Raw genomic sequence first — 20,356 nt, forward strand, 5'->3', positions numbered from 1 at the left:
ACTCCGTCGTGGTCAGGCCGCGGTGGGCAGGGCGGCGAGAAAGGTGTCGATCTCGGCGTTGACCGCGGCGGGGTTCTCGCGCGCGGCGAGGTGGGCGGTGTGCTTGAGGACGCGGAAGGAGCTGCCCGGGATGGCGTCGGCCATCTTCCGGACCACGTGCACGGGGAACTGGCTGTCCTCCTCGCCGGCGATGACCAGGACGGGCACGTCCTTGATCGTGCCGAGGCGGCGGTGTTCGTCCTTGCGGCCGATCAGGATGCTGCGCAGTGCCCAGGCCACGGACTTCGGGTCGTCACGGAGCACCACCTCGGTGAACTCGACGAACTCGGGGTTCGAGGCCTCCGCACTGGGCCCGGCGAACGCGCGGCGCGCGGCCTTGGCGGCCAGCGCGGGCATCGTCGAGTTCAGCGACAGGAACGCGGCCAGAGCGGTGGCCCAGATGCTCTCGAACGTCGTGGGCAGCGAGGCGGTGCAGTTGATGCCGACCGCGGCCGCGGTCCGCTCCGGGTGGTAGGCCGGGAAGACGCCGGCGAGCATGCCGCCCCAACTGTTGCCGACCAGTACACACTTGCCGATGCCGAGCGCGTCGAGGATCTCGACGAGGACGGTGGAGCAGTCCTCCAGGTCGATGATCTTCCGCAGCGCGTCGGACTTGCCGTGTCCCGGGCTGTCGATGAGCACGACGCGGTGCGTCGGTGCGAAGTGCTCGTACTGGTACTCCCACATGGTGCCGTCCATCATCAGGCTCGGCCAGAACACCATGGGCGCTGGGTGGCCAGCAGGCCGCCCGCGTTCATCGCCGACTGCAGCAGGAACATCGCGCACGCCCCGACCGCGATCATGGACCACAGCTCCCAGCCGGTGAACACGGCGGCCAGACCGTGGGAATAGGTGTTCGTGACCGCCTTGATGAGTGCGGCGGTCAGCCCGAAGGCGCATCCGGTCGTCACTCCGAGCAGAGCGGCCCGGCGGGTGCCCGACGCCCGGCGCGCCCACAGGACACCGGCCACGATCAGCATCACGTTGGTTCCTCCGCCGATCAGCCAGGCGGTCCAGGAGACCGACGAGGACATGCCGTGACCGGGCCCCAGCGCGAGCAGCAGCCCGGCCACGCCCGCTGCCATGACCGCCGAGGCCGCCCACTCACGGCGGCCCAGCCGGGTCCCGAAGAAGAATCCGGAGAGGATCAGCGCCGCCGGCAGGTCCAGGGTGAGCAGCGGCTGCACCTCCGAGATCGGGCCCGACCCCAGAGCGACCGCCTGCAGCAGGAAACCCGCGATCAGCGACAGCACTCCGCCGAGCCACACGGGCCGGTGCAGCAGACGCCACACCAGGCGAAGGCGCAGGTTCTGCGTGGTGGACTCCTCCCGGGCGGCCTTGCGCTGGAGCGCGGACGCCAGGGCGTTCGCCAGGGAGGCCAGCACAGCGAGGAGGGGACTGAGCAAACCGGACCTCCTCGTCCAGCGGGTGGTGGATCACCGCGGTGGCCTCGCGGCTCTCACGTCCGGGCTGCTGTCCTGTCCGGTGAGGGACGCACCGGCCGTCCGGTCCCGGTCCCTCGTTCTCCGGGACGCCCCGGATCGGCGGCGTCCACACCGCTCCCTCCCGACCATGTCCCCTCCGCGCCTCCTGTCACTCATGGGGGTGCCGCCAGGCCGGTGGAGTCAGGCCGGTGCCTGGTGCGGGGCGCGGCCGGCGTCAGCGTGCCATGCGGTGGCGGACGGCGTCGCGGGCCCGGTCGAGGGGACCGAGGAGGGGCGCGGCCAGCTTGTTCGTCGCCTCGTTGTTGACCCAGCGGTGCGGCCGGGTCGGCGCGTAGGCCTGGGTGAGTTTCACCTCGGCGCCCAGCATCCGCAGCCGCTTCGCGCTCACCGCCTTGCGCAGGGCGGCGAACTCCTCGCGTTCCTCGCGCGCCGCGTGGCCGGTGACCGCGCGCCGGGCCTGGTTCAGCAACCGCAGGTATCCGCGTCCTTCCGGCCCGGTGCGCCACAGCGCCACCAGCAGTTCCTTGGCTTCCTTCTCCTCGTGCCGGCGGCGGGCGGCCAGCTCGCGGCCGTGCTCGAGGGCCCGGCGCGCGACCGGGTGAACGTGTGCCTCTTCCGCTGCTTCGTGGACGGCGAGCAGGCGCATGAGCCGGTCGAAGTTCCGGCGCCGCGGCGGTCCGGGCAGAGCGGCTCGCAGGAACCCGATCCTGATCTGCCGGTGCTGGCGGGTGAGCACGTCGACGGCGTCCTCGCCGCCCAGGACGCGTACCGCCTTCGCGGACCAGGCGGGGACGGTCTTCCCTGCCTTCGCGGCAGCCCTGGCGGTCCACAGGGGCTTGGTCGCCGTGGTCACGGCTGCCGTCCTGCCGAGCTTTCCCATGGTTGCCTCCTCACTCCCGGGTCAAAGGTGCTGGGTACCCCGGGCCGGGCGGTGTCACCCGCTGCCGGAGGGCTCGGCCGGTCCATCAGCGGCAGGCCGACGAGCGTGGGGAGCCGGGCCGCGCCGGCGGCGAGTCACACGAGGTGATCACCGGCGCGTCGGCGGTGGGGCCGGCGTGGTCCCGCCCTCACGGCCGGCGCCGAGCCCTGCGGCAGTCTCGGCCCGGGCGCGCCTCAGCGCGCGGTGCCGCGGCTCCCCGTCGAGGACGGGCTGCCCGGCCTGGACGTCCGGGCCCCGCTGGCACACGTCCCGCCGAGGAGCGCTTCCCGGACGGTCCCGAGGACCGCCTCGACGCGCTGCGCCGCGCCGCACGGCTGTCGGGCTACTGAATCAAGAAATCAGATCGCCTTCAACGGAAACATCTGTTGGACAGGTTTTCCGCCGGGCTCAAGGATGTCTCGTGCGGTAGCGCAGTCAACGCGACGCCGGGATGGACTACCGCCTGAGTGGAGGCTGAAGTGCCCAGTGAAGAAACTGAAGTAGTCGTCGTCGGGGCGGGCCAGGCGGGTATCGCGGTGAGTGAGCACCTCGGTGCCCACGGCATACCGCACATCGTCCTGGAGCGGCACCGTATCGCCGAGCGGTGGCGCTCGGAGCGGTGGGACTCCCTGGTGGCGAACGGGCCCGCCTGGCACGACCGGTTCCCGAATCTGGAGTTCTCCGGCGTCGATCCCGACGGTTTCGCCTCCAAGGAGCAGGTCGCGGACTACCTCGTCGCCTACGCCGAGAAGATCGGCGCCCCGGTGCGGTGCGGTGTCGAGGTCACCTCGGTGCGCAAGCGGTCCGGCCGGCCCGGCTTCCGGGTCGAGACCTCGGAGGGTGCCATCGACGCGCGCTTCGTCGTGGCCGCCACGGGACCGTTCCAGCGGCCCGTGATCCCGCCCATCGTCCCGGACGGCGCCGTCCCCGTGCAGATCCACTCCAGCGGGTACCGCAATCCCCAGCAGCTGCCCGAGGGTGCGGTCCTCGTGGTGGGGGCCGGTTCCTCGGGGGTCCAGATCGCCGACGAGCTGCGCCGGTCCGGCCGCCGGGTCCTCCTCTCCGTCGGCCCGCACGACCGTCCGCCCCGGCAGTACCGCGGACGTGACTTCTGCTGGTGGCTGGGCGTGCTCGGCATCTGGGACGCGCAGACGCCTCCCCAGGGTGCCGAACACGTCACCATCGCGGTCAGCGGCGCCCGCGGGGGTCACACCGTGGACTTCCGTGCCCTGGCCGGCACCGGCATCGAACTGGTCGGCATGACCGCGTCGTACGAGGACGGCGTCCTGCGCTTCGCGCCGGACCTCGCCGCGAACATCTCGCTCGGCGACGACAAGTACCTGGCGTTCCTGAAGGCGGCCGACGCCTACGTCGAGCGCAACGGGCTCGACCTCCCCGAGGAGCCGGAGGCGCATGTCCTCGGGCCGGACCCGGAGTGCGTGCGCAGCCCCCTCCTGGAACTCGACCTGGCCGCGGCCGGTGTCACCTCGATCGTGTGGGCGACGGGCTTCGCCACCGACTACGGCTGGCTGCAGGCCGACGCGTTCGACGAGAAGGGCAGGCCGGACCACCGGCGAGGAGTCTCCTCGGAGCCCGGCGTCTACTTCCTCGGCCTGCCCTGGCTGTCGCGCCGCGGGTCCAGCTTCATCTGGGGCGTGTGGCACGACGCCCGGTACGTCGCCGACCACATCGTCACCCAGCGGGGCTACCTCTCGTACGGCACCACCGACCGGCCCGGTCTCACGCCGGCGATCCAGAACAGCTGAGGAGCAGTCGATGACTTCCACGAACGAGGGCCGCGGCCGGGCGAAGGACCCGGTCGTCGCGGGCGGGCACACCCGGATCCGTCCGTTCAACACGCGTGACACGTATCCCGAGCAGAACCTCGACAACGACCTCTGCCAGGCCGTCGTCGCCGGCGACACCGTGTATGTGCGGGGGCAGATCGGCCAGGACCTGGACACCAGCGAGTCCGTGGGCATCGGTGACGCCGGGGCCCAGGCCGAGCAGGCCATGGCCAACATCAAGATGCTGCTCGAAGAGGCGGGCAGCCGCATGGAGCACCTGGTCAAGCTGACCATCTACCTCGTCGACCCGCGCTACCGCGAGGCGGTGTACCGCACCGTGGGCCGCTGGACCAAGGGTGTGCACCCCATCTCCACCGGCCTGGTGGTCTCCGCCCTCGCCCGCCCGGAGTGGCTGTGCGAGATCGACGCGATCGCCGTGATCCCCGAGGAGGACCGGGCATGACCATGTCCCTGGTGGTACGCGACGGCGCACGCTTCGGCATCGTGGCCTGCTCCTCGTCCCCGGCGGTCGCCGCCCGCGTCACCCATCTGCGGCCCGGCGTGGGCGCGGCGACCTCGCAGAACATCACCGACCCCACGCTCGGCACGGACCTGCTGGACGGGCTGGCGGAGCACGGTGACGCGCGACGCGCCCTGGCCGGCGTCACCGCCGCCGCGCGGAACGCGAAGACCATCGAGTACCGGCAGCTGACCGTGCTGGGCCGCTCCGGGCCCGGGTTCGCCCACAGCGGCGCGCGAACGCTCGGCACGTACGCCTCGGCCACCGCGGACGGCGCGGTGGCGGCCGGCAACCTGCTGTCCGGTGAGCACATCCCCGGCGTCCTCCTCGACGCCTACGCTGCGGCCACCGGGGAGCTGGAGGAGCGCCTGCTCGCCGCCCTGAAGGCCGCCGTCGCGGCGGGCGGCGAGGAGGGGCCCGTGCACTCCGCGGGCCTCGCGGTCGTCGCGGACGTGCAGTGGCGGGTGACCGACCTGCGGGTGGACTGGTCCGAGGACCCGGTGGACCGGCTCGCCGAACTCCTCGGCGTCTGGCTGCCGCAGCGGGACGACTACGTGCGGCGCGGACTCGACCCCGCCTCCGCTCCCTCCTACGGCGTCCCGGGCGACCTGTGAGGGGCGCGCGGGAAGAGCGGTCCGTGGAGGGCACGCCGGAAGAGCGGTCCGTGAGGGGCGCGCTGAAGGAGGCGGCCCGGCGGGCGGTCGGCCGGCGCGCCGAGGAGCTGGTCGCGCTGTCCGAGCGGCTGCACGCGGACCCGGAGACCGCCTGGGAGGAGCACCGGGCCGCCGCCGCCGTACCGGAGCCGCTGGAGCGCGCCGGGTTCGACGTCACCTCGTCCTACCTGGGTCTGGAGACCGCGTTCCTGGCCCGGTACGGCAGCGGGCCGGTGCGGATCGCGCTGTGCGCCGAGTACGACGCGCTGCCGGGCCTCGGCCACGCGTGCGGGCACAACCTCATCGCGGCGTCCGCGGTCGGGGCCGCGCTCGGCCTCGCGGCCGTGGCCGACGAGGCCGGCCTCACCGTCGAGGTCTACGGCACCCCGGCCGAGGAGGGCGGCGGCGGCAAGATCGAGATGCTGGAGCGGGGCGCCTTCGCCGGGGTGGACCTCGCGATGATGGTGCACCCGGCGCCGGTCGACGTCGCCGAGGCCCGCCCGTTCGCCGTCAGCCACTCCAGGATCTCGTACACCGGGAAGTCCGCGCACGCCGCGGCCTATCCGGAAGCCGGGGTCAACGCGGCCGACGCCTTCACCGTGGCCCAGGTCGCCATCGGCCTGCTGCGCCAGCAACTGCCGGCGTCGGCCAGGGTGCACGGGGTGGTGACCCACGCCGGGGACGCCCCGAACGCCATCCCGGAGCGGACGAGCGGCCGGTGGTACGTCCGCGCGGAGACGCTCGCCGAACTGGCCGAGCTGGAACCGCGGGTGATGCGGGCCTTCGAGGCCGGCGCCCTCGCCACCGGCTGCGAGCTGGAGATCGAGCCGGAGAGCAAGCCGTACGCCGAGTTCCGTACGGACGAGTCCGCCCTCGGGCACTACCGCGCCAACGCCCTCGCCCTGGGACGGGAGTTCGCGCCGCCCGGCCAGGCCGCCCGCATGAACCGCGCCTCCACCGACATGGGCAACGTCTCGCAGGTGGTCCCGGCCATCCACCCCTACATCGGCATCGGCTCCCTGCCCGCCACCAACCACCAGCACGAGTTCGCCGCGTACTGCGTGGGCGGGACGGCCCAGCGGGCCCTGCTCGACGGGGCGACGGCGCTGGCGTGGACCGGCGTGGACCGCGCCACGGCGCACGAGGGAGAGGTGGCATGACGGCAACGGACGGGTACCGCACCGAACACGACATGCTCGGTGCCGTCGACGTGCCGGCGGACGCCTACTACGGGGCCCACACCGCCCGGGCGGTGGTCAACTTCCCGATCACCGGGGAGACCGTGGCCGCCCGGCCGCACCTGATCGGCGCCCTGGCGGCGGTGAAGCACGCCGCGGCCCTCGCCAACGCCGAGGTCGGCGCCCTGGACCCCGCCCTCGCCTCGGCGATCGCGGACGCCTGCGCCGAACTGCGCAAGGGCGCGCTGCGGGAGGAGTTCGTGGTCGACCTCATCCAGGGCGGCGCGGGCACCTCGACCAACATGAACGCCAACGAGGTGATCGCCAACCGCGCCCTGGAACTGCTCGGCCACCCCCGCGGCGCGTACGCGGTCCTGCACCCCCTGGACCACGTCAACCTGGGCCAGAGCACCAACGACGTCTATCCGACCGCGGTGAAACTGGCGCTGGACGCGCACATCGCCGAACTGCTCACCGCCATGGCCCGCCTGCGCGAGGCGTTCGCCGCCAAGGGCGCCGAGTTCGCCGACGTGCTGAAGATGGGCCGCACCCAGTTGCAGGACGCCGTTCCGATGACGCTGGGTCAGGAGTTCGGCGCGTTCGCCGCCACTCTCGCCGAGGACGAGCAGCGGCTCGCCGAGGCCCGGGTGCTGCTGCACGAGCTGAACCTCGGCGGGACGGCGATCGGGACCGGACTCAACGCCCGTCCGGGCTACCGGGAACGCGCCCTGGAGCACCTGCGCCGGCTCACGGGGATCGGGACCCTCGTGTCCGCGCCCGACCTCATCGAGGCCACCCAGGACGTCGGTGTCTTCGTCCAGTTGTCCGGCGTGCTCAAGCGTATCGCGGTCAAACTGTCAAAGATCTGCAACGACCTGCGGCTGCTGTCCTCGGGGCCGCAGGCCGGGTTCGGCGAGATCAGCCTGCCCGCGCGGCAGGCCGGTTCGTCGATCATGCCCGGCAAGGTCAACCCGGTGATCCCCGAGGCGGTCAACCAGATCGCGTTCGAGGTCATCGGCAACGACGTGACGGTCACGCTCGCCGCAGAGGGCGGACAGCTCCAGCTCAACGCCTTCGAGCCGGTCGTGTTCCGGAGTCTGAGCGCCGGCCTCGCCCACCTCACCGCCGGGATCACCGTCCTCACCGAACACTGCGTACGCGGCATCACCGCCGACCGCGACCGGCTGGCGCGGACCGTGGCGGCCTCCGTGGGCCTGGTCACCGCGCTCAGCCCCGCCCTCGGCCACGAGACCGCCTGCGCCCTCGCGCTGGAGGCCCACCACACCGGCAGACCCGCCCTCGACCTCGTACGCGAGCGCGAGCTGCTGACCGAGGCGCAACTGCGCGAGCTGACCAGTCCCGCCTCCCTCACCGGCCTGCCCGTGCCCTGAAGGGCACGGCGTCGGCAGCACCCGCACAGCTCCGGCTTCTCCACCCATCCCCCAAGGAGGCGCGCATGCGCACCTACAACAGCGCCGGCCCGCACGACGGTGCCGGCACGACGACCGACGTCGAGGCGGCGACCGACGTCGTCGCACTGCGCAGGAGCGTCATCGCGGGTGCCGTCGGCGTGTTCGTGCACTGGTTCGACTGGGCGGCCTACGCCTATCTCGCCGGCACAGTCGCGACCGTGTTCTTCCCGGCCCAGGACCGTACGACCGGGCTGCTCGCGGTGTTCGGTGTGTTCGCGGTCTCGTTCGGCATCCGGCCCGTCGGTGCCCTGGTGTTCGGGCCGCTGGGCGACCGGATCGGCCGCAAACGAACCCTGTCGCTGGTCATCTTCATGATGTCCGGCGCGACCCTGACGATCGGCCTGCTGCCCGGCTACGCGTCGATCGGCATCGCCGCGCCGGTGCTCATGCTGGTGCTGCGCCTGGTCCAGGGGTTCGCGGCGGGCGGCGAGTTCGGCAGCGCGGCGAGCTTCCTCGCCGAGAGCGCGCCCCGGCGCCGCCGCGGCTTCGGGGTGAGCTGGCTGGAGGCCGGCTCCCTGCTGGGCTTCCTCGCCGGCTCGTTCGTCTTCCTGCTGCTGTCGGCCGGGCTCGACGAGAACCAGCTGACGTCCTGGGGCTGGCGCATCCCGTTCCTCGTCTCCGCGCCGCTGGGGGTCATCGGTTTCGTCATCCGCAGCAAGATCGAGGACACCCCGCAGTTCCGGGTGCTGGAGGCCGGCGACTTCGTCCCGCGCAGCCCGGTGCGGGAGCTGCTGCGCTCGCACAGGCGGCAGCTGCTGCAGGCGGCAGGCCTCATGGCGGCCATGCACGTGCCCTTCTACGCCGTGCTGACCTACCTCGTCACCTACGAGACGGACCACCTGGGCCACTCGGCCGACAGCGCCGCCCTGCTGTCCACGGTGATCTCCCTGCTGGGGCTGGCGCTCGTGCCGCTGTTCGGCATGCTGTCCGACCGGGTGGGACGCAAGCCGGTGTTCGTCGGGGCGACGGCGGCCCTGCTGGTCGTCTCCACCCCGGCGTTCCTCCTGATGCGGACCGGGCTCGCCGGGACCTGGGCCGCCGGTCTGCTGCTCGGCGTGATCCTGGCGGCGATCCTCGGCACGTACGCGGTGTGGTCGGCGGAGGCCTTCCCGACCCGGACCCGGCAGAGCGGCCTGTCCATCTCCTACAACATCACCGCCGCCCTGTTCGCCGGCACCGTGCCGTACCTGATGACCGTGCTCATCTCCGCGACCGGCAGCACTCTGGTGCCCGGCCCGTACCTGATGGTGTTCGCGCTCGCCGGCCTGGTCGCCGCCCTGACCCTGCGGGAGACCGCCGGGTGCGCGCTGCTGCACCCCGAGGACGTGGCCGAGGGGCCGGCCCGCGAGACCCCGGTGGACAGTGCCGCATAGGGTCGGCACCGGCACCGGTCACCAGGCGCGAGGGTCACGTATGACGGCACCAGTGGGTTTCACGCTCGTTCAGCTCCGCTACTTCCTCGTGGCGGCCGAACGCGGTTCGATGACGGAGGCGTCGGCACAGCTGCACATCGCGCAGTCCGCCGTCTCCACGGCCGTCTACAACCTGGAGCGGGACCTGCAGGTGCAGCTGTTCATCCGCCGGCGGGGGCGGGGCCTGACCCTCACGCCCGCCGGTGAGCGGCTGCGGCAGCAGGCGCGGGATCTGCTGGCCCGCGCCCGCGAGATCGAGCGGGAGGCCCGGGGAGACGGCGAGACCCTCTCCGGGCCGGTCGCCGTCGGCTGTTTCGTGACCCTGGCCCCCTCCTACCTGCCGCCGCTGTTCAGCGAGTGCACCCGGCGCCATCCCGGCATCGAGATCGACGTGGTCGAGGCGGAGACCGACCGGCTTGTCCAGGCCCTGGCGTCCGGGCGCATCGACTTCGCCCTCACCTACGGCCTCGGTCTGTCCGCCGATCCGGAGCTGCGCAGCGAGACGATCGCCCGTGCCCCGGCCTACGTCATCGTCGCCGCCGGCCACCCGCTGGCCGGCCGGGACAGTGTGGAGCTGGCGGAGTTGTCCGCGGAGCCCCTCGTCCTCCTGGACCTGCCCCACAGCCGCGACTACTTCCGCTCGCTGGTCGCCGCCACCGGCACCGCGCCCGACGTCCGCTACCGCACCCAGAGCTACGAGACCGTGCGCTCCCTGGTGGCCCGCGGACTCGGCTACTCGGTGCTCAACCAGCGGCCCGCGACCAGCCAGACCTACGGCGGCGGCGAGGTCGCGGAACTCCGGCTCCGCGACGGCGGCCCCGCCCTCGAAGTCAAGATCGCCACCCTCGGGGGCGTGAACCAGACCGCCCGCGCCCGGGCGGTGATGGACCTGCTGCGGGAGATCGCCGCCCAGGGCGGCGGGGCCTGAGCCGCCGGCCGCTCGCCGGACCCGCGGGGCCTAAGAGTTGCGGACAAAAGGGGCGCCCGGCTCGCGGCGCCCGGCACGCGCCCTCGCAAGGCGCCGGACACCGCCCGCTGATCGGAACCCACTTTCGTCCGCAGCTCTAAAGCCCGGCGCAGCCCGTCACCGCCCTCGCGTGGGCCAGGATCAGCTCCTGGGCCCGCTCGGGACGCAGCGCAGCGTTGCGGCTGACGACGTGCAGGCCGTACCCGTCCTCCAGGGCCACCAGCCCGTGCGCCAGGTCGTGCGCGGACGCGGCGAGCGAGAACGCCCCGGTCGCGGCGCCGACCTCCAGGGCGGTCGTGTAGAGCGCCACCTCCCGGGCGAACAGGGAGGTCATCAGCTCGGCGTGGCCCGGGCTGCGGCCGGCGCGCCGGTGCAGTTCGTACAGCAGCCCGTGGACGGGATCGTCCGTCATGGCCGGCAGGCCGCTGTGCAGCAGGGCCCGCAGCCGCGCCGCGGGCCCTGCCGCGGGTGCCTCGTCGTACGCCCGCTGCCGCGACTCCAGGTAGCTCTCGACCGCGCCCCGGTGCACCTCCAGGACGAGGTCGTCCAGCTCCGGGTAGTAGTACAGAACCGAGCCCTGTGAGACGCCCGCCGCATCCGCTATGTCCTTGATGCGCAGCCCTTCCAGCCCGCGCTCCGCGATGGCCCGTCCCGCGGCGGAGACGAGGGCCTGCCTGCGTGCCGTCTGGTTGCGTGGTCTGCCCGCTTTCCCCATGACGGCCCATTCTCTGCCACCAGAGTCAGTTTTCGCAACAAGTTGGTGCCGGGGGCATTGACGGTGGGTTCACCTATTGTTTGAATCTCGGCTCAAAGAAACCGAGGAAGCCGAAGAAGAGCCGGGGACCGCTCCGCCGGGCCCTGCCCCGCTCGCACGCCTCCGCCACCTCCGGGCGGCGCCCCCGGGACGGCCCGGCCGGCGCCGGCCCGCCCGCACCGGTTCGCCGCGGCCCGGCGTCCACGAAGCGATCGAAGGCCACAGCATGCAGACGTACGCCCACTGGCGGCAGCGCGCCGCCGACCTCACGCCCCGCACCCGTCTGTTCATCGACGGCGCGTGGGCCGACCCCGACGGCGACCAGTGGTTCCCCACCGTGAACCCCGCGACCGGCAAGACCACCGCCCAGGTGGCGGCCGGCTCGGCGGCCGACGTCGACCGGGCCGTGACCGCGGCCCGCGCCTCCTTCGAGGACGGCCGCTGGTCGCGCACCGCACCGGCGGAACGCAAGCGGGTCCTGCTCGCCCTCGCCCGCCTGATCGAGGAGAGCGGCGAGGAACTCGCCCTGTGCGACACCCTCGACATGGGCAAGCCCGTCGCGGAGTCGTACGGCACCGACGTGCCCGGCGCGGCCGGCGTCTTCACCTGGTACGCGGAGGCCGTCGACAAGCTCTACGACGAGGTCGCCCCGGCCCCGCCCGGCAACCTCGCCCTGGTGCGCCGCGCCCCGCTGGGTGTCGTGGGCGCGGTGGTGCCGTGGAACTTCCCGCTGGACATCGCCAGTTGGAAACTGGCGCCGGCCCTGGCCGCGGGCAACAGCGTAGTGCTGAAGCCGGCCGAGCAGTCCCCGCTGTCGGCACTGCTGCTGGCCGAACTCGCCTCGGCGGCCGGCCTTCCCGACGGCGTGCTGAACGTCGTACCGGGCCCGGGAGAGATCACCGGGCGGGCCCTGGGCCTCCACCCGGACGTGGACTCTCTGGTCTTCACCGGCTCCACGGCCGTGGCCAAGCGGTTCCTGGGTTACGCGGCCGAGTCGAACATGAAGCAGGTGTGGCCGGAGGCCGGCGGCAAGAGCCCCTGCGTGGTCTTCGCCGACGCGGACCTGGAGGCGGCCGCGGAGCGCGCCGCCTGGGGCTTCGTCTACAACGCCGGGCAGGTGTGCTCGGCCACCACGCGTCTGCTGGTCGAGGCGTCCGTCGCCGAGGAGTTCACGGCGAGGGTCGCCGAGCACGCCCGCACCTGGCTGCCGGGCGACCCGCTGGACCCGGCCACCCGCCTCGGACCGCTCGTCGACGAGGCCCAGGTGGACCGCGTCCTGCGGGCCGTGCACTCGTCGGGCGGCACCGTGGTGTGCGGCGGTACCCGTCCCGGCCGCGACGGCGCCTACCTCGACCCCACCGTCGTCACCGGCCTCGCACCCGGTGCACCGCTCGTCCGGGAGGAGCTGTTCGGCCCCGTGCTGACCGTGCTGCCCTTCCACGACGAGGCCGAGGCGGTCCGCCTCGCCGACGACTCCGTCTACGGGCTCGCCGCCTCCGTGTGGACCCGGGACCTGGGCCGGGCGCACCGCGTCGCCGACGCCCTGCGGGCGGGCACCGTCTCCGTCAACACCGTCGACGCGCTCAGCCCGTTCACCCCCTTCGGCGGCTTCAAGCAGTCCGGCCACGGCCGCGACCTCTCCCTGCACTCCTTCGACAAGTACACCGGCCTGAAGACGACCTGGATCACCCACTCCTGACCGCACCGGCCGCACCACCCGCCCACCGCCACGGACAAAGGACACAGCACTCATGACCCTCGGCACCGCAGATCTCACCCGTCTCGACCGGGCGCACATCATCCACCCCTACCTGCCGGGCAGCGCCACCGAGCGCGTCGTCATGACCGCCGGCTCCGGCTGCCGCCTCACCGACACCGAGGGCCGCGGCTACCTCGACGCCACCGGCGGCCTGTGGCTCGCCCAGGTCGGCCACGGCCGTACCGAACTCGCCGACGTCGCCCACGAGCAGATGAAGAAGCTGGAGTACTTCACCAGCTTCTGGGAGTTCTCCAACGAGCGGGCCATCGAACTCGCCGCCCGCCTGGCCTCCCTGGCCCCCGAGGGCATGGACCACGTCTACTTCACCTCCGGCGGCTCCGAGGGCAACGAGGCCGCCATCAAGATGGCCCGCTACCACCACCACCGGCGCGGGGAGAGCAGCCGGACGTGGATCCTGGCGCGCAGCAAGGCCTACCACGGCATCGGCTACGGCGGCGGCTCGGCCACCGGCTTCCCGGTCTACCACGAGGGCTTCGCCCCGATGATGCCGCACGTCTCCCACCTCACTCCCCCGTGGCCGTACCGCAGCGAGCTGTACGGCGAGCAGCCGCTGAGCCCCGAGCAGGTCACCGACTTCCTGATCCGCGAGCTGGAGGAGCGGATCGCCGAGATCGGCCCGCAGAACATCGCCGCGATGATCGGCGAGCCCATCATGGGCGTCGGCGGCATGCTCGTCCCGCCGGCCGACTACTGGCCCCGGGTGCGCGAGGTCCTGGACCGGCACGGCATCCTGCTGATCTTCGACGAGGTCGTCACCGCCTACGGCCGCGTCGGTGAGTGGTTCGCCGCGCAGTACTTCGGCGTCACCCCGGACATCATCGTCACCGCCAAGGGCATCACGTCCGGGTACGTCCCGCTCGGCGCGCTGCTGGTCGGCGACCACGTCGCCGAGGTGCTGCTGCGCGACCACGGCTTCCCGATGGGCTACACCTACAACGGGCACCCCGTCGCCACCGCCGTGGCCACCGCCAACCTGGACATCATCGAGAAGGAGGGGCTGCTCGCCCGCGCGACGAGCCTGGGCGCCTTCCTCCACGGCGAACTCCAGGCGCAGCTCGGTGAGTTGCCCGTCGTCGGGGAGATCCGCTCGGTCGGCATGATGCTCGCCGTGGAACTCGTCCAGGACCGCGCCACCCGCGCGCCCCTGCCGCTGCACCCCGACCGGATGCCGCACGACGTCATCCGCCGTGAGACCGGCGTGATCGTACGCGACTCCGCGCACAGCCTCGTGCTGTCCCCGCCGCTCGTGATGACCGAGGCCGAGGCCGGGGAAGTGGCCCGCGCGCTGCGCGGTGTGCTGGAGCGCACCGGGCCCACGGGCGAGATCCGCGCCGCCTGACGCCTGCGACGCGTCCGGCGCCTTCGGGGGCGGTCCGGCCCGTGACGACCGGGCCTCCCCCGCCGGTGCCCTGCCCCGCACCACCCGACACGGACCCCACACCGTAGCGGCGCCCGTCCATGCGCCTCCTCGCAGTCATTCCTCTCCCCTCCTAGGAACTGCCCGTGTCCTCCAACCTCTCGACGACCGGACCCCGAGCGTCGCGGCCCGAGACCGGCGGCGCCCTGCAGCGCAGCCTCAAGCGCTTCGACATCACCGCCATGGCCGTCGCCGCGGTCATCTCCTTCGACACCGTCGGGCAGATCGCCACCGGCGGCGGCGAGGCCGCCACCTGGACGGCGGTCATCGCCCTGTTCTTCCTCGTCCCCTACGCGCTGCTGTTCGCCGAGACCGGCGCCGCGTTCCCCCAGGAGGGCGGCCCGTACGTGTGGGTCAAGCTCGCCCTCGGCCGTCCGGCCGCCGCGCTGACGACCCTCATGTACTGGGTCACCAACCCCATCTGGCTGGGTGGTTCCCTGGTCTTCCTCGCCGCGCAGACCTGGGACGGCTTCGTCTTCCACCTCGGCTCGGGCACGGCGGCCGACTACGTCTTCAAGCTCCTCTTCGTCTGGGTCGCCATCCTCACGGCCGTGGTCTCCCTGCGGCGCGGCAAGTGGATCACCACGGCGGGCGCGGCGATGAAGGTCCTGGCCCTTGCCCTGTTCACCCTCACCGCGGTGCTCTACGGCGTGCGGCACGGCTTCCACGGCCTGACCGGCACCAGTTTCACCCCGACGACCGCCGGTTTCCTCGCCCTGGTGCCGATCCTGCTGTTCGCCTACGTCGGTTTCGAGGCGCCCAACGCCGCCGGTGAGGAGATGCACGACCCGCAGGCCGACGTGCCCGCCGCACTCGGCCGCTCGGCGACCGTCGCGGCCTGCTGTTACCTGCTGCCGGTCCTCGCCCTGCTGGCCGTCGTCCCCGCCCGCCAGGTCACCGGCATCGGGGGCTTCATGGAAGGCGCCCGCCTCGTCTTCGGCGTCTACGGCGCCGCCGCCGGCCCCCTGCTGAAGGTCACCGCCGTCATGTTCGTCCTCGCCCTGCTCACCCAGGGCAGCGCCTGGATGATCGTCAGCGACCGCATGCAGGCCATGGCCGCCGCCGACGGCGGCTTCTTCACCCGCGCCCTCGGCGCCTTCCATCCGCGGCTCGGCACCCCGGTGCGCACCAATCTGCTCTCCGGTGTCGTCGCCACGGTGTTCATGCTCGCCGCCATGCGGCTCGCGGACGGCGACGCGGCCGACGTCTTCGCCGTGGTGCTCACCGTCGCGGTCACCACCCTGCTGCTGTCCTACCTGGTGGTCGTGCCCGCCCTGGTCCTGCTGCGGCTGCGCCGGCCCGACGTCCCGCGGCCCTACCGCGTCCCCTTCGGCACCCGCGGCTTCCTGCTGTGCGCGGCGCTCGTGTACGCCTGGATCGTGGTCGGGTCCTGGTCGGCGCTCTTCCCCGGGGTGCTGGAGCACCTCTTCGGCATCGGCTACGCCTTCCATGACGTCTGGGGTGTCTCCCGCGCCTCGTTCGAGACCTTCACCCTGGGCACCGTCGCCGCGCTGCTGGTCGTGGGTGCCGTCGGGGTGGCGGTGGCCCGTCGGGAGGACGCCGTGGAAGGACGGTAGACGCAGGGGCACGTGACCGTGCCCGGCCGGGCGGCCGCCACCGCACCGTCCGGGCGTGGACGGTGCGGTGGCGGCCGCGGAGCCATCTCGCCGCGGCGCTCCCGGCCCGCCGGCACCCGGTGGCGCCTACGGAGAGGGAGTCTCGGCCGGGCGGTTCTGTGCGGGTGCCGGGGCCGCCGCCGTGGGGGCCGCGGGCGTCGCCGTGGGGGCCGCGGGCGTCGCCGTGCCGCGTCGTCCGACGTTCGCGGCGAGCGCGGTGAGAGCGCCGGCGAGCAGTCCCCAGAAGGCGGAGCCGATGCCCAGGAGGGTGACTCCGGAGGCGGTGGCGAGGAACGTGACGACGGCGGCCTCCCGCGAGTTCTTGTCGGACAGGGCCGTGGTCAGGGAGCTTTCGATGGTGGCCAGCAGACCGACACCCGCCGTCGCGAGCACCAGGGCGTGCGGCATCGCGGTGAGCAGGGAGGCGACGGTGGCGCCGAACACGCCGACGCAGAGGTAGAAGACCCCGGCCCACACGGCGGCGGTGTACCGCTTGTTCCGGTCCGGGTGCGCTTCCTCACCGGTGCAGATGGCGGCGGTGATGGCGGCGAGGTTCAGCCCGAACGCACCGAACGGGGCGAGCAGGACGTTGGCCGCTCCGGTCCACGTCATCAGTGGGGACACGGGGACGCTGTAGCCCGAGGCGCGGAGCACGGCGACTCCGGGCAGGTTCTGCGAGGCCATCGTGACGACGAACAGCGGTACGCCGACGCTGATCAGGACCTTCCAGTCGAAGTCCGGCGCGACGAGGACCGGTGTGGCGAGCGAGACCCGCAGCGTGTCCAGGCGCCATCCACCGGTGAGGACCGAGGCGAGGACGCCGCCGGCGAGGGCGAGCAGCACCGCGTACCGGGGAGCGAGGCGGCGTGCCAGCACGTAGAGCACGAAGACGGGGAAGGCGACCGTGAAACTGCCGTGCATCGTGCTGAACAGGCCGGTGCCGAACCGCAGCAGCACTCCGGCGAGCAGGGCCGAGGCGAGCGGTACCGGGATGCGGTCCATGGCGCGGGCGAACCAACCGGTCAGGCCGGTGAGGAGGACGAGCACGGCCGAGAGGACGAAGGCGCCGACGGCCCGCGCCATCGACACCCCGGTGAGGCTGGTGGCGAGGAGGGCCGCGCCGGGAGTGGACCAGGCGGTGACGACGGGTGCGCGATAGCGCAGGGAGAGGCCGACGCAGGTGAGGGCGAGTCCGACGCCGAGCGCGAGCATCCAGGAGCCGATCTCCCGGGGGCCCGCGCCGGCCGCCTTCGCCGCGGTGAACACGAGCGCGGCCGAGCTGGTGACGCCGACGGTCACGGCGATCAGGCCGGCCGCCACGGCCGAGGGCGGGGCAGCCGCGCGGACGCGGTAGGTGAAGGAGGGCATACGGGGCAACTTCCGGGGCGGGCGGGACGGCGGCTGACGGTGGGCGCCCGGCAGGGAGGGCCGGGCGTTCCGTAAACAGAACGTTCTGTTTGTGGAACACTAGGCAGGAGGGCCAAGACCCGTCAACCACGGCGACGGCGACGAGAGCGGGAGCGCGATCCGGCGATGGGGCTGAACGACGAAGTGGGGCGCAGGCTCCGCACGCTGCGCACCGCCCGGGGCCTGACGCTCTCGGAGCTGGCGCGGCGCTCCGGGGTGGGCAAGGGCACCCTCTCGGAGTTGGAGAGCGGCACGCGCAACCCCACGCTCGAAACCCTCTACGCGCTGACGACCGCGCTCAACCGGCCGCTGAGCGCGGTACTCAGCGACGACCTGCCGTCCGGCACCGGACAGCACGAGGCCGCCGTCTCCGGCAGTGCGGTCACGGCGGTCCTGATCGAACGGCACGAGTCCCCCGAGGCGGTCACCGACGTCTTCCGGATCACCATCGCCGCCGGTGCCACCCAGGAGTCCGCCGCGCACGTCGCGGGGACGACGGAGAGCCTGATGATCCTCAGCGGCACGGCCGTCGTGGGAGACCCGGCCGCGCCCAGCAGGGTCGGGCCGGGCGGGTCGGTGCGCTGGCCCGCCGACACCGTGCACCTCTACAGCGCCCCGCACGGCGACGTGCACGGCATCCTCTTCGTGCGCTACCCGGCGACCGCACTGTGATCTGAGGGCCGGCGGCGCGGGGCGGTGCCGCGCCCGCCCGGACACCGTCCGAGACTCCGGGCCCGGCTCAGTGCTCCGTGCCGTTGCCGGCCCAGACCGTGGGCGTCCGGCCCGACCACGGGCTCGCCTGCTCGAGCTGGCCGGCGAGGCGGAAGAGGAGGCCTTCCAGACCGAATCCGGCGGCGAACTGCATGCCGACCGGCAGCCCGGTCCCGGTGTCGGCCGTGACCGGCACGGACATGGCGGGCGTGCCCGCCACATTGAACGGCAGGGTGAACGGCGAGCGGCCGGCGACGCGGTCGATCCAGCCGAGGCCGTCGAGCGCCCGTGCGCCCTCGGTGAGGCTGCCGAGGAGCGCGGGAAGCTCCGGCAGGGTCGGGGTGAGCAGGAGGTCGTGGCCGGCGAAGAACCGCGCCAGGCTCCGGGCGACCTGGTTCCGGACGGCGAGAGCGGAGACGAACTGGGCGCCGCTGACCCGCTGTCCGTAGTGGTACCCGGCGAGGGTCACCGGTTCGAGGGTCGAGGAGTCGGCGGGCCGGCCGAAGGCGGCGGCCAGTTCGTCGACCGAGGCGGCGAGGTTGACCGTGAACACCCGCGCGACGGCCAGTACGAACTCCTCCCAGGTGGCCCCGAGGCCGACCGTGACCTCCTCCACCCGGTGACCGAGGGATTCGAGCAGCCGCACGGTGCGGGACAGGGCGTCCGCCACCGGTGCGGTGGTGCGGCGTCCACCCCACGCCTGAGCGAGGACACCGATGCGCAGGGAACCCGGAGGGAGGGTGACCTCCTCCGCGTAGGGCCGTGAGGGCCGCTGGGCGGAGTAGGGGTCACCCGGTTCCGGTCCGCCGATCCGGTCGAGCAGTGCCGCGCTGTCGCGTACGGTCCGGCTGACGCTGCCGTGGACGGCCAGGCCGTTGAAGGTCTCGTCGGCGTAGGGCCCCATGGAGACGCGGCCACGAGTGGGTTTCAGTCCGAACAGACCGGTGGCGGCGGCGGGGATGCGGAGGGAGCCGGCGGCATCGGTGGCGTGCGCGATCGGGACCACCCCGGCCGCGACAGCCGCGGCCGAGCCCCCGCTGGATCCGCCCGCGCTGCGCTCGGGGTCCCACGGATTGCGGGTGACGCCGTGCAGCACGGACTCCGTGCTGATGCTGTAGGCCAGCTCCGGTGTGGCGGTACGGCCGAACGTCACGAGGCCGGCGCTGCGGAAGCGCCGCATCAGGGAGGAGTCGGCCCCGGCGACGTTTCCGGCCGCGAGACGGCTTCCGAGCTCCATCCGCCGGCCGGCCATGGGGACTCCGATGTCCTTGACCAGAAAGGGAACCCCGGCCAGCGGCCCGCTGCCGGGGCTCGGCTCGTCGTCGGCCGCCCATGTCTCCACGACGGCGTTGATCCGCGGATTCACCGCCTCTACGGCCTGACGTGCCGCTGCTTCCAGTTCGGCCGGGGTCACCTCGCCCGCGGCCACCAGCTCCGCGAGCCCGACCCCGTCGAAGTTCACATACTCGGCTGTTTCCACTGCCACTCCTCATCGGACAGAACAAAGACGATACCGTTGGGTCCCAGACGATACCAGTCGGTATCACTCGGGCCTGAGTGGTATCGTGACGGAGGAGTCGGAGAGTGGGGCCGACCATCGACCGCAGTCCCGGAGTAGTCATGGCATCGACCGCCGGCAGGCCGACCCGGGTGGCGAAACTGCCGCCTCGTGAGCGCATCCTCGACGCCGCGGAAGAGCTCTTCCGCACGGAGGGCGTTCGTGGGGTGAGCGTGCAAGCGATCGCCGAGAAGGCCGAGACCACCAAAATGGCGATCTACCGGCACTTCGAGACCAAGGACGCACTGGTCGCGGAGTGGATGCGGATCGTCGCCGCCGAGTACCGGGCGGCCTTCGACCGGGTCGAGGCCGAGTACCCCGGCCGGCCCAGGGACCAGATCCTGGCTCTGGCCTCCTTCATCGCCGAGGGGCTGCCGGCGATCTCGCACCGGGGCTGCCCGTTCATCAACACCATCGCCGAACTGCCCGACCGTGCCCATCCGGCACGGCAGGTGATCGAGAAGCACAAGGCCGACCAGACGCGCCGGCTGGTCGGCATGTGTGCCGGGGCCGGGCTGCCCGACCCCGAGCAGGCCGCCGCCGAGATCACCTTCGCACTCGAAGGCGCGCAGGTCAGCACGCAGAACGGCAGCATCGACCGGACCGCGGACCGGCTGATGCGGATCGTCGGGGGAATCCTGGACCGGCATGGCACCGGAGGCGACGCATCACCGACGGGCGCGGGGTGACCAGCCCCGCACCACGCTCCTCACCAGGGCAC

The 20,356-nt window shown here is 72.8% G+C and carries 18 protein-coding genes; 12 read left to right on the forward strand and 6 right to left on the reverse strand.

Going from position 1 to position 20,356, the window contains the following annotated elements; all coding sequences use genetic code 11:
• Positions 1-12: 12 nt before the first annotated feature.
• From AC6I72_RS00810 to AC6I72_RS00820, 3 genes are all read right to left on the reverse strand, one after another.
• Positions 13-762, reverse strand: coding sequence for an alpha/beta fold hydrolase (locus tag AC6I72_RS00810; protein ID WP_497998631.1), 750 nt, complete (start codon positions 760-762; stop codon positions 13-15).
• Positions 741-1,445 (reverse strand): DMT family transporter, encoded by a 705-nt coding sequence (locus AC6I72_RS00815; RefSeq protein ID WP_497998633.1) that lies wholly within the window; start codon positions 1,443-1,445, stop codon positions 741-743. The genes AC6I72_RS00810 and AC6I72_RS00815 overlap by 22 nt, the downstream gene beginning before the upstream one ends.
• Before the next feature lie 253 nt (positions 1,446-1,698).
• Complete coding sequence (locus AC6I72_RS00820) at positions 1,699-2,364, reverse strand: hemerythrin domain-containing protein (protein WP_497998635.1); 666 nt, start codon at positions 2,362-2,364, stop codon at positions 1,699-1,701.
• 518 nt (positions 2,365-2,882) lie between these two features.
• Between AC6I72_RS00820 and AC6I72_RS00825 the strand changes: the two genes are divergently transcribed.
• The 7 genes from AC6I72_RS00825 to AC6I72_RS00855 all read left to right on the forward strand — a co-directional run bounded on the left by AC6I72_RS00825 (position 2,883) and on the right by AC6I72_RS00855 (position 10,353).
• Entirely contained in the window at positions 2,883-4,169 is a 1,287-nt protein-coding gene (locus AC6I72_RS00825; protein WP_497998636.1) for a flavin-containing monooxygenase, read from the forward strand.
• Between the two features lie 10 nt (positions 4,170-4,179).
• On the forward strand, positions 4,180-4,653 hold the full coding sequence (locus tag AC6I72_RS00830; RefSeq protein ID WP_497998638.1) for a RidA family protein: 474 nt from the start codon (positions 4,180-4,182) through the stop codon (positions 4,651-4,653).
• A complete protein-coding gene (locus AC6I72_RS00835) occupies positions 4,650-5,324 on the forward strand; it encodes a DUF1028 domain-containing protein (RefSeq protein ID WP_497998640.1) in 675 nt (224 codons plus the stop codon). The genes AC6I72_RS00830 and AC6I72_RS00835 overlap by 4 nt, the downstream gene beginning before the upstream one ends.
• Before the next feature lie 50 nt (positions 5,325-5,374).
• The gene (locus tag AC6I72_RS00840; protein WP_497998642.1) at positions 5,375-6,523 is read left to right on the forward strand and encodes a M20 family metallopeptidase; all 1,149 of its coding nucleotides are present in this window, start codon (positions 5,375-5,377) and stop codon (positions 6,521-6,523) included.
• Positions 6,520-7,932: an aspartate ammonia-lyase gene (locus AC6I72_RS00845; RefSeq protein WP_497998644.1), complete on the forward strand. Its 1,413-nt coding sequence runs from the start codon at positions 6,520-6,522 to the stop codon at positions 7,930-7,932. The genes AC6I72_RS00840 and AC6I72_RS00845 overlap by 4 nt, the downstream gene beginning before the upstream one ends.
• A 65-nt stretch (positions 7,933-7,997) precedes the next feature.
• Positions 7,998-9,386 (forward strand): MFS transporter, encoded by a 1,389-nt coding sequence (locus tag AC6I72_RS00850; RefSeq protein ID WP_497998646.1) that lies wholly within the window; start codon positions 7,998-8,000, stop codon positions 9,384-9,386.
• A gap of 40 nt (positions 9,387-9,426) precedes the next feature.
• Positions 9,427-10,353 carry a LysR family transcriptional regulator gene (locus AC6I72_RS00855; RefSeq protein WP_497998648.1) on the forward strand — a complete coding sequence of 309 codons (927 nt, stop codon included), beginning with the start codon at positions 9,427-9,429 and terminating at the stop codon, positions 10,351-10,353.
• 136 nt (positions 10,354-10,489) lie between these two features.
• On the opposite strand, the gene AC6I72_RS00860 is transcribed toward AC6I72_RS00855, so the two are convergent.
• A complete protein-coding gene (locus AC6I72_RS00860; RefSeq protein WP_497998650.1) occupies positions 10,490-11,107 on the reverse strand; it encodes a TetR/AcrR family transcriptional regulator in 618 nt (205 codons plus the stop codon).
• 265 nt (positions 11,108-11,372) lie between these two features.
• Between AC6I72_RS00860 and AC6I72_RS00865 the strand changes: the two genes are divergently transcribed.
• The 3 genes from AC6I72_RS00865 to AC6I72_RS00875 all read left to right on the forward strand — a co-directional run bounded on the left by AC6I72_RS00865 (position 11,373) and on the right by AC6I72_RS00875 (position 15,920).
• Entirely contained in the window at positions 11,373-12,845 is a 1,473-nt protein-coding gene (locus AC6I72_RS00865) for an aldehyde dehydrogenase (RefSeq protein ID WP_497998651.1), read from the forward strand.
• Positions 12,846-12,897: 52 nt separating this feature from the next.
• Entirely contained in the window at positions 12,898-14,265 is a 1,368-nt protein-coding gene (locus AC6I72_RS00870) for an aminotransferase family protein (protein WP_497998653.1), read from the forward strand.
• 164 nt (positions 14,266-14,429) lie between these two features.
• Positions 14,430-15,920, forward strand: coding sequence for an APC family permease (locus AC6I72_RS00875; RefSeq protein WP_497998655.1), 1,491 nt, complete (start codon positions 14,430-14,432; stop codon positions 15,918-15,920).
• A 126-nt stretch (positions 15,921-16,046) separates the two neighbouring features.
• Here the strand turns inward: AC6I72_RS00875 and AC6I72_RS00880 are convergent, their stop codons facing one another.
• On the reverse strand, positions 16,047-17,327 hold the full coding sequence (locus AC6I72_RS00880) for a benzoate/H(+) symporter BenE family transporter (protein ID WP_497998657.1): 1,281 nt from the start codon (positions 17,325-17,327) through the stop codon (positions 16,047-16,049).
• A gap of 165 nt (positions 17,328-17,492) precedes the next feature.
• Between AC6I72_RS00880 and AC6I72_RS00885 the strand changes: the two genes are divergently transcribed.
• The gene (locus AC6I72_RS00885; RefSeq protein WP_497998659.1) at positions 17,493-18,038 is read left to right on the forward strand and encodes a helix-turn-helix domain-containing protein; all 546 of its coding nucleotides are present in this window, start codon (positions 17,493-17,495) and stop codon (positions 18,036-18,038) included.
• A 67-nt stretch (positions 18,039-18,105) separates the two neighbouring features.
• Here the strand turns inward: AC6I72_RS00885 and AC6I72_RS00890 are convergent, their stop codons facing one another.
• The gene (locus AC6I72_RS00890) at positions 18,106-19,557 is read right to left on the reverse strand and encodes an amidase (protein WP_497998661.1); all 1,452 of its coding nucleotides are present in this window, start codon (positions 19,555-19,557) and stop codon (positions 18,106-18,108) included.
• A 140-nt stretch (positions 19,558-19,697) separates the two neighbouring features.
• On the opposite strand from AC6I72_RS00890, the gene AC6I72_RS00895 reads away from it, so the two are divergent.
• On the forward strand, positions 19,698-20,324 hold the full coding sequence (locus AC6I72_RS00895; RefSeq protein ID WP_497998663.1) for a TetR/AcrR family transcriptional regulator: 627 nt from the start codon (positions 19,698-19,700) through the stop codon (positions 20,322-20,324).
• The last annotated feature ends 32 nt before the right edge of the window (positions 20,325-20,356 follow it).

Source organism: Streptomyces sp. Xyl84, from assembly GCF_059731885.1.

Bases quoted from the DNA above. Each gene is read 5' to 3' on its own strand.
- AC6I72_RS00810 (WP_497998631.1), bottom strand. From the start codon at position 762: ATGGTGTTCTGGCCGAGCCTGATGATGGACGGCACCATGTGGGAGTAC.
- AC6I72_RS00820 (WP_497998635.1), bottom strand. From the start codon at position 2,364: ATGGGAAAGCTCGGCAGGACGGCAGCCGTGACCACGGCGACCAAGCCC.
- AC6I72_RS00830 (WP_497998638.1), top strand. From the start codon at position 4,180: ATGACTTCCACGAACGAGGGCCGCGGCCGGGCGAAGGACCCGGTCGTC.
- AC6I72_RS00835 (WP_497998640.1), top strand. From the start codon at position 4,650: ATGACCATGTCCCTGGTGGTACGCGACGGCGCACGCTTCGGCATCGTG.
- AC6I72_RS00845 (WP_497998644.1), top strand. From the start codon at position 6,520: ATGACGGCAACGGACGGGTACCGCACCGAACACGACATGCTCGGTGCC.
- AC6I72_RS00850 (WP_497998646.1), top strand. From the start codon at position 7,998: ATGCGCACCTACAACAGCGCCGGCCCGCACGACGGTGCCGGCACGACG.
- AC6I72_RS00855 (WP_497998648.1), top strand. From the start codon at position 9,427: ATGACGGCACCAGTGGGTTTCACGCTCGTTCAGCTCCGCTACTTCCTC.
- AC6I72_RS00860 (WP_497998650.1), bottom strand. From the start codon at position 11,107: ATGGGGAAAGCGGGCAGACCACGCAACCAGACGGCACGCAGGCAGGCC.
- AC6I72_RS00865 (WP_497998651.1), top strand. From the start codon at position 11,373: ATGCAGACGTACGCCCACTGGCGGCAGCGCGCCGCCGACCTCACGCCC.
- AC6I72_RS00870 (WP_497998653.1), top strand. From the start codon at position 12,898: ATGACCCTCGGCACCGCAGATCTCACCCGTCTCGACCGGGCGCACATC.
- AC6I72_RS00880 (WP_497998657.1), bottom strand. From the start codon at position 17,327: ATGCCCTCCTTCACCTACCGCGTCCGCGCGGCTGCCCCGCCCTCGGCC.
- AC6I72_RS00885 (WP_497998659.1), top strand. From the start codon at position 17,493: ATGGGGCTGAACGACGAAGTGGGGCGCAGGCTCCGCACGCTGCGCACC.
- AC6I72_RS00895 (WP_497998663.1), top strand. From the start codon at position 19,698: ATGGCATCGACCGCCGGCAGGCCGACCCGGGTGGCGAAACTGCCGCCT.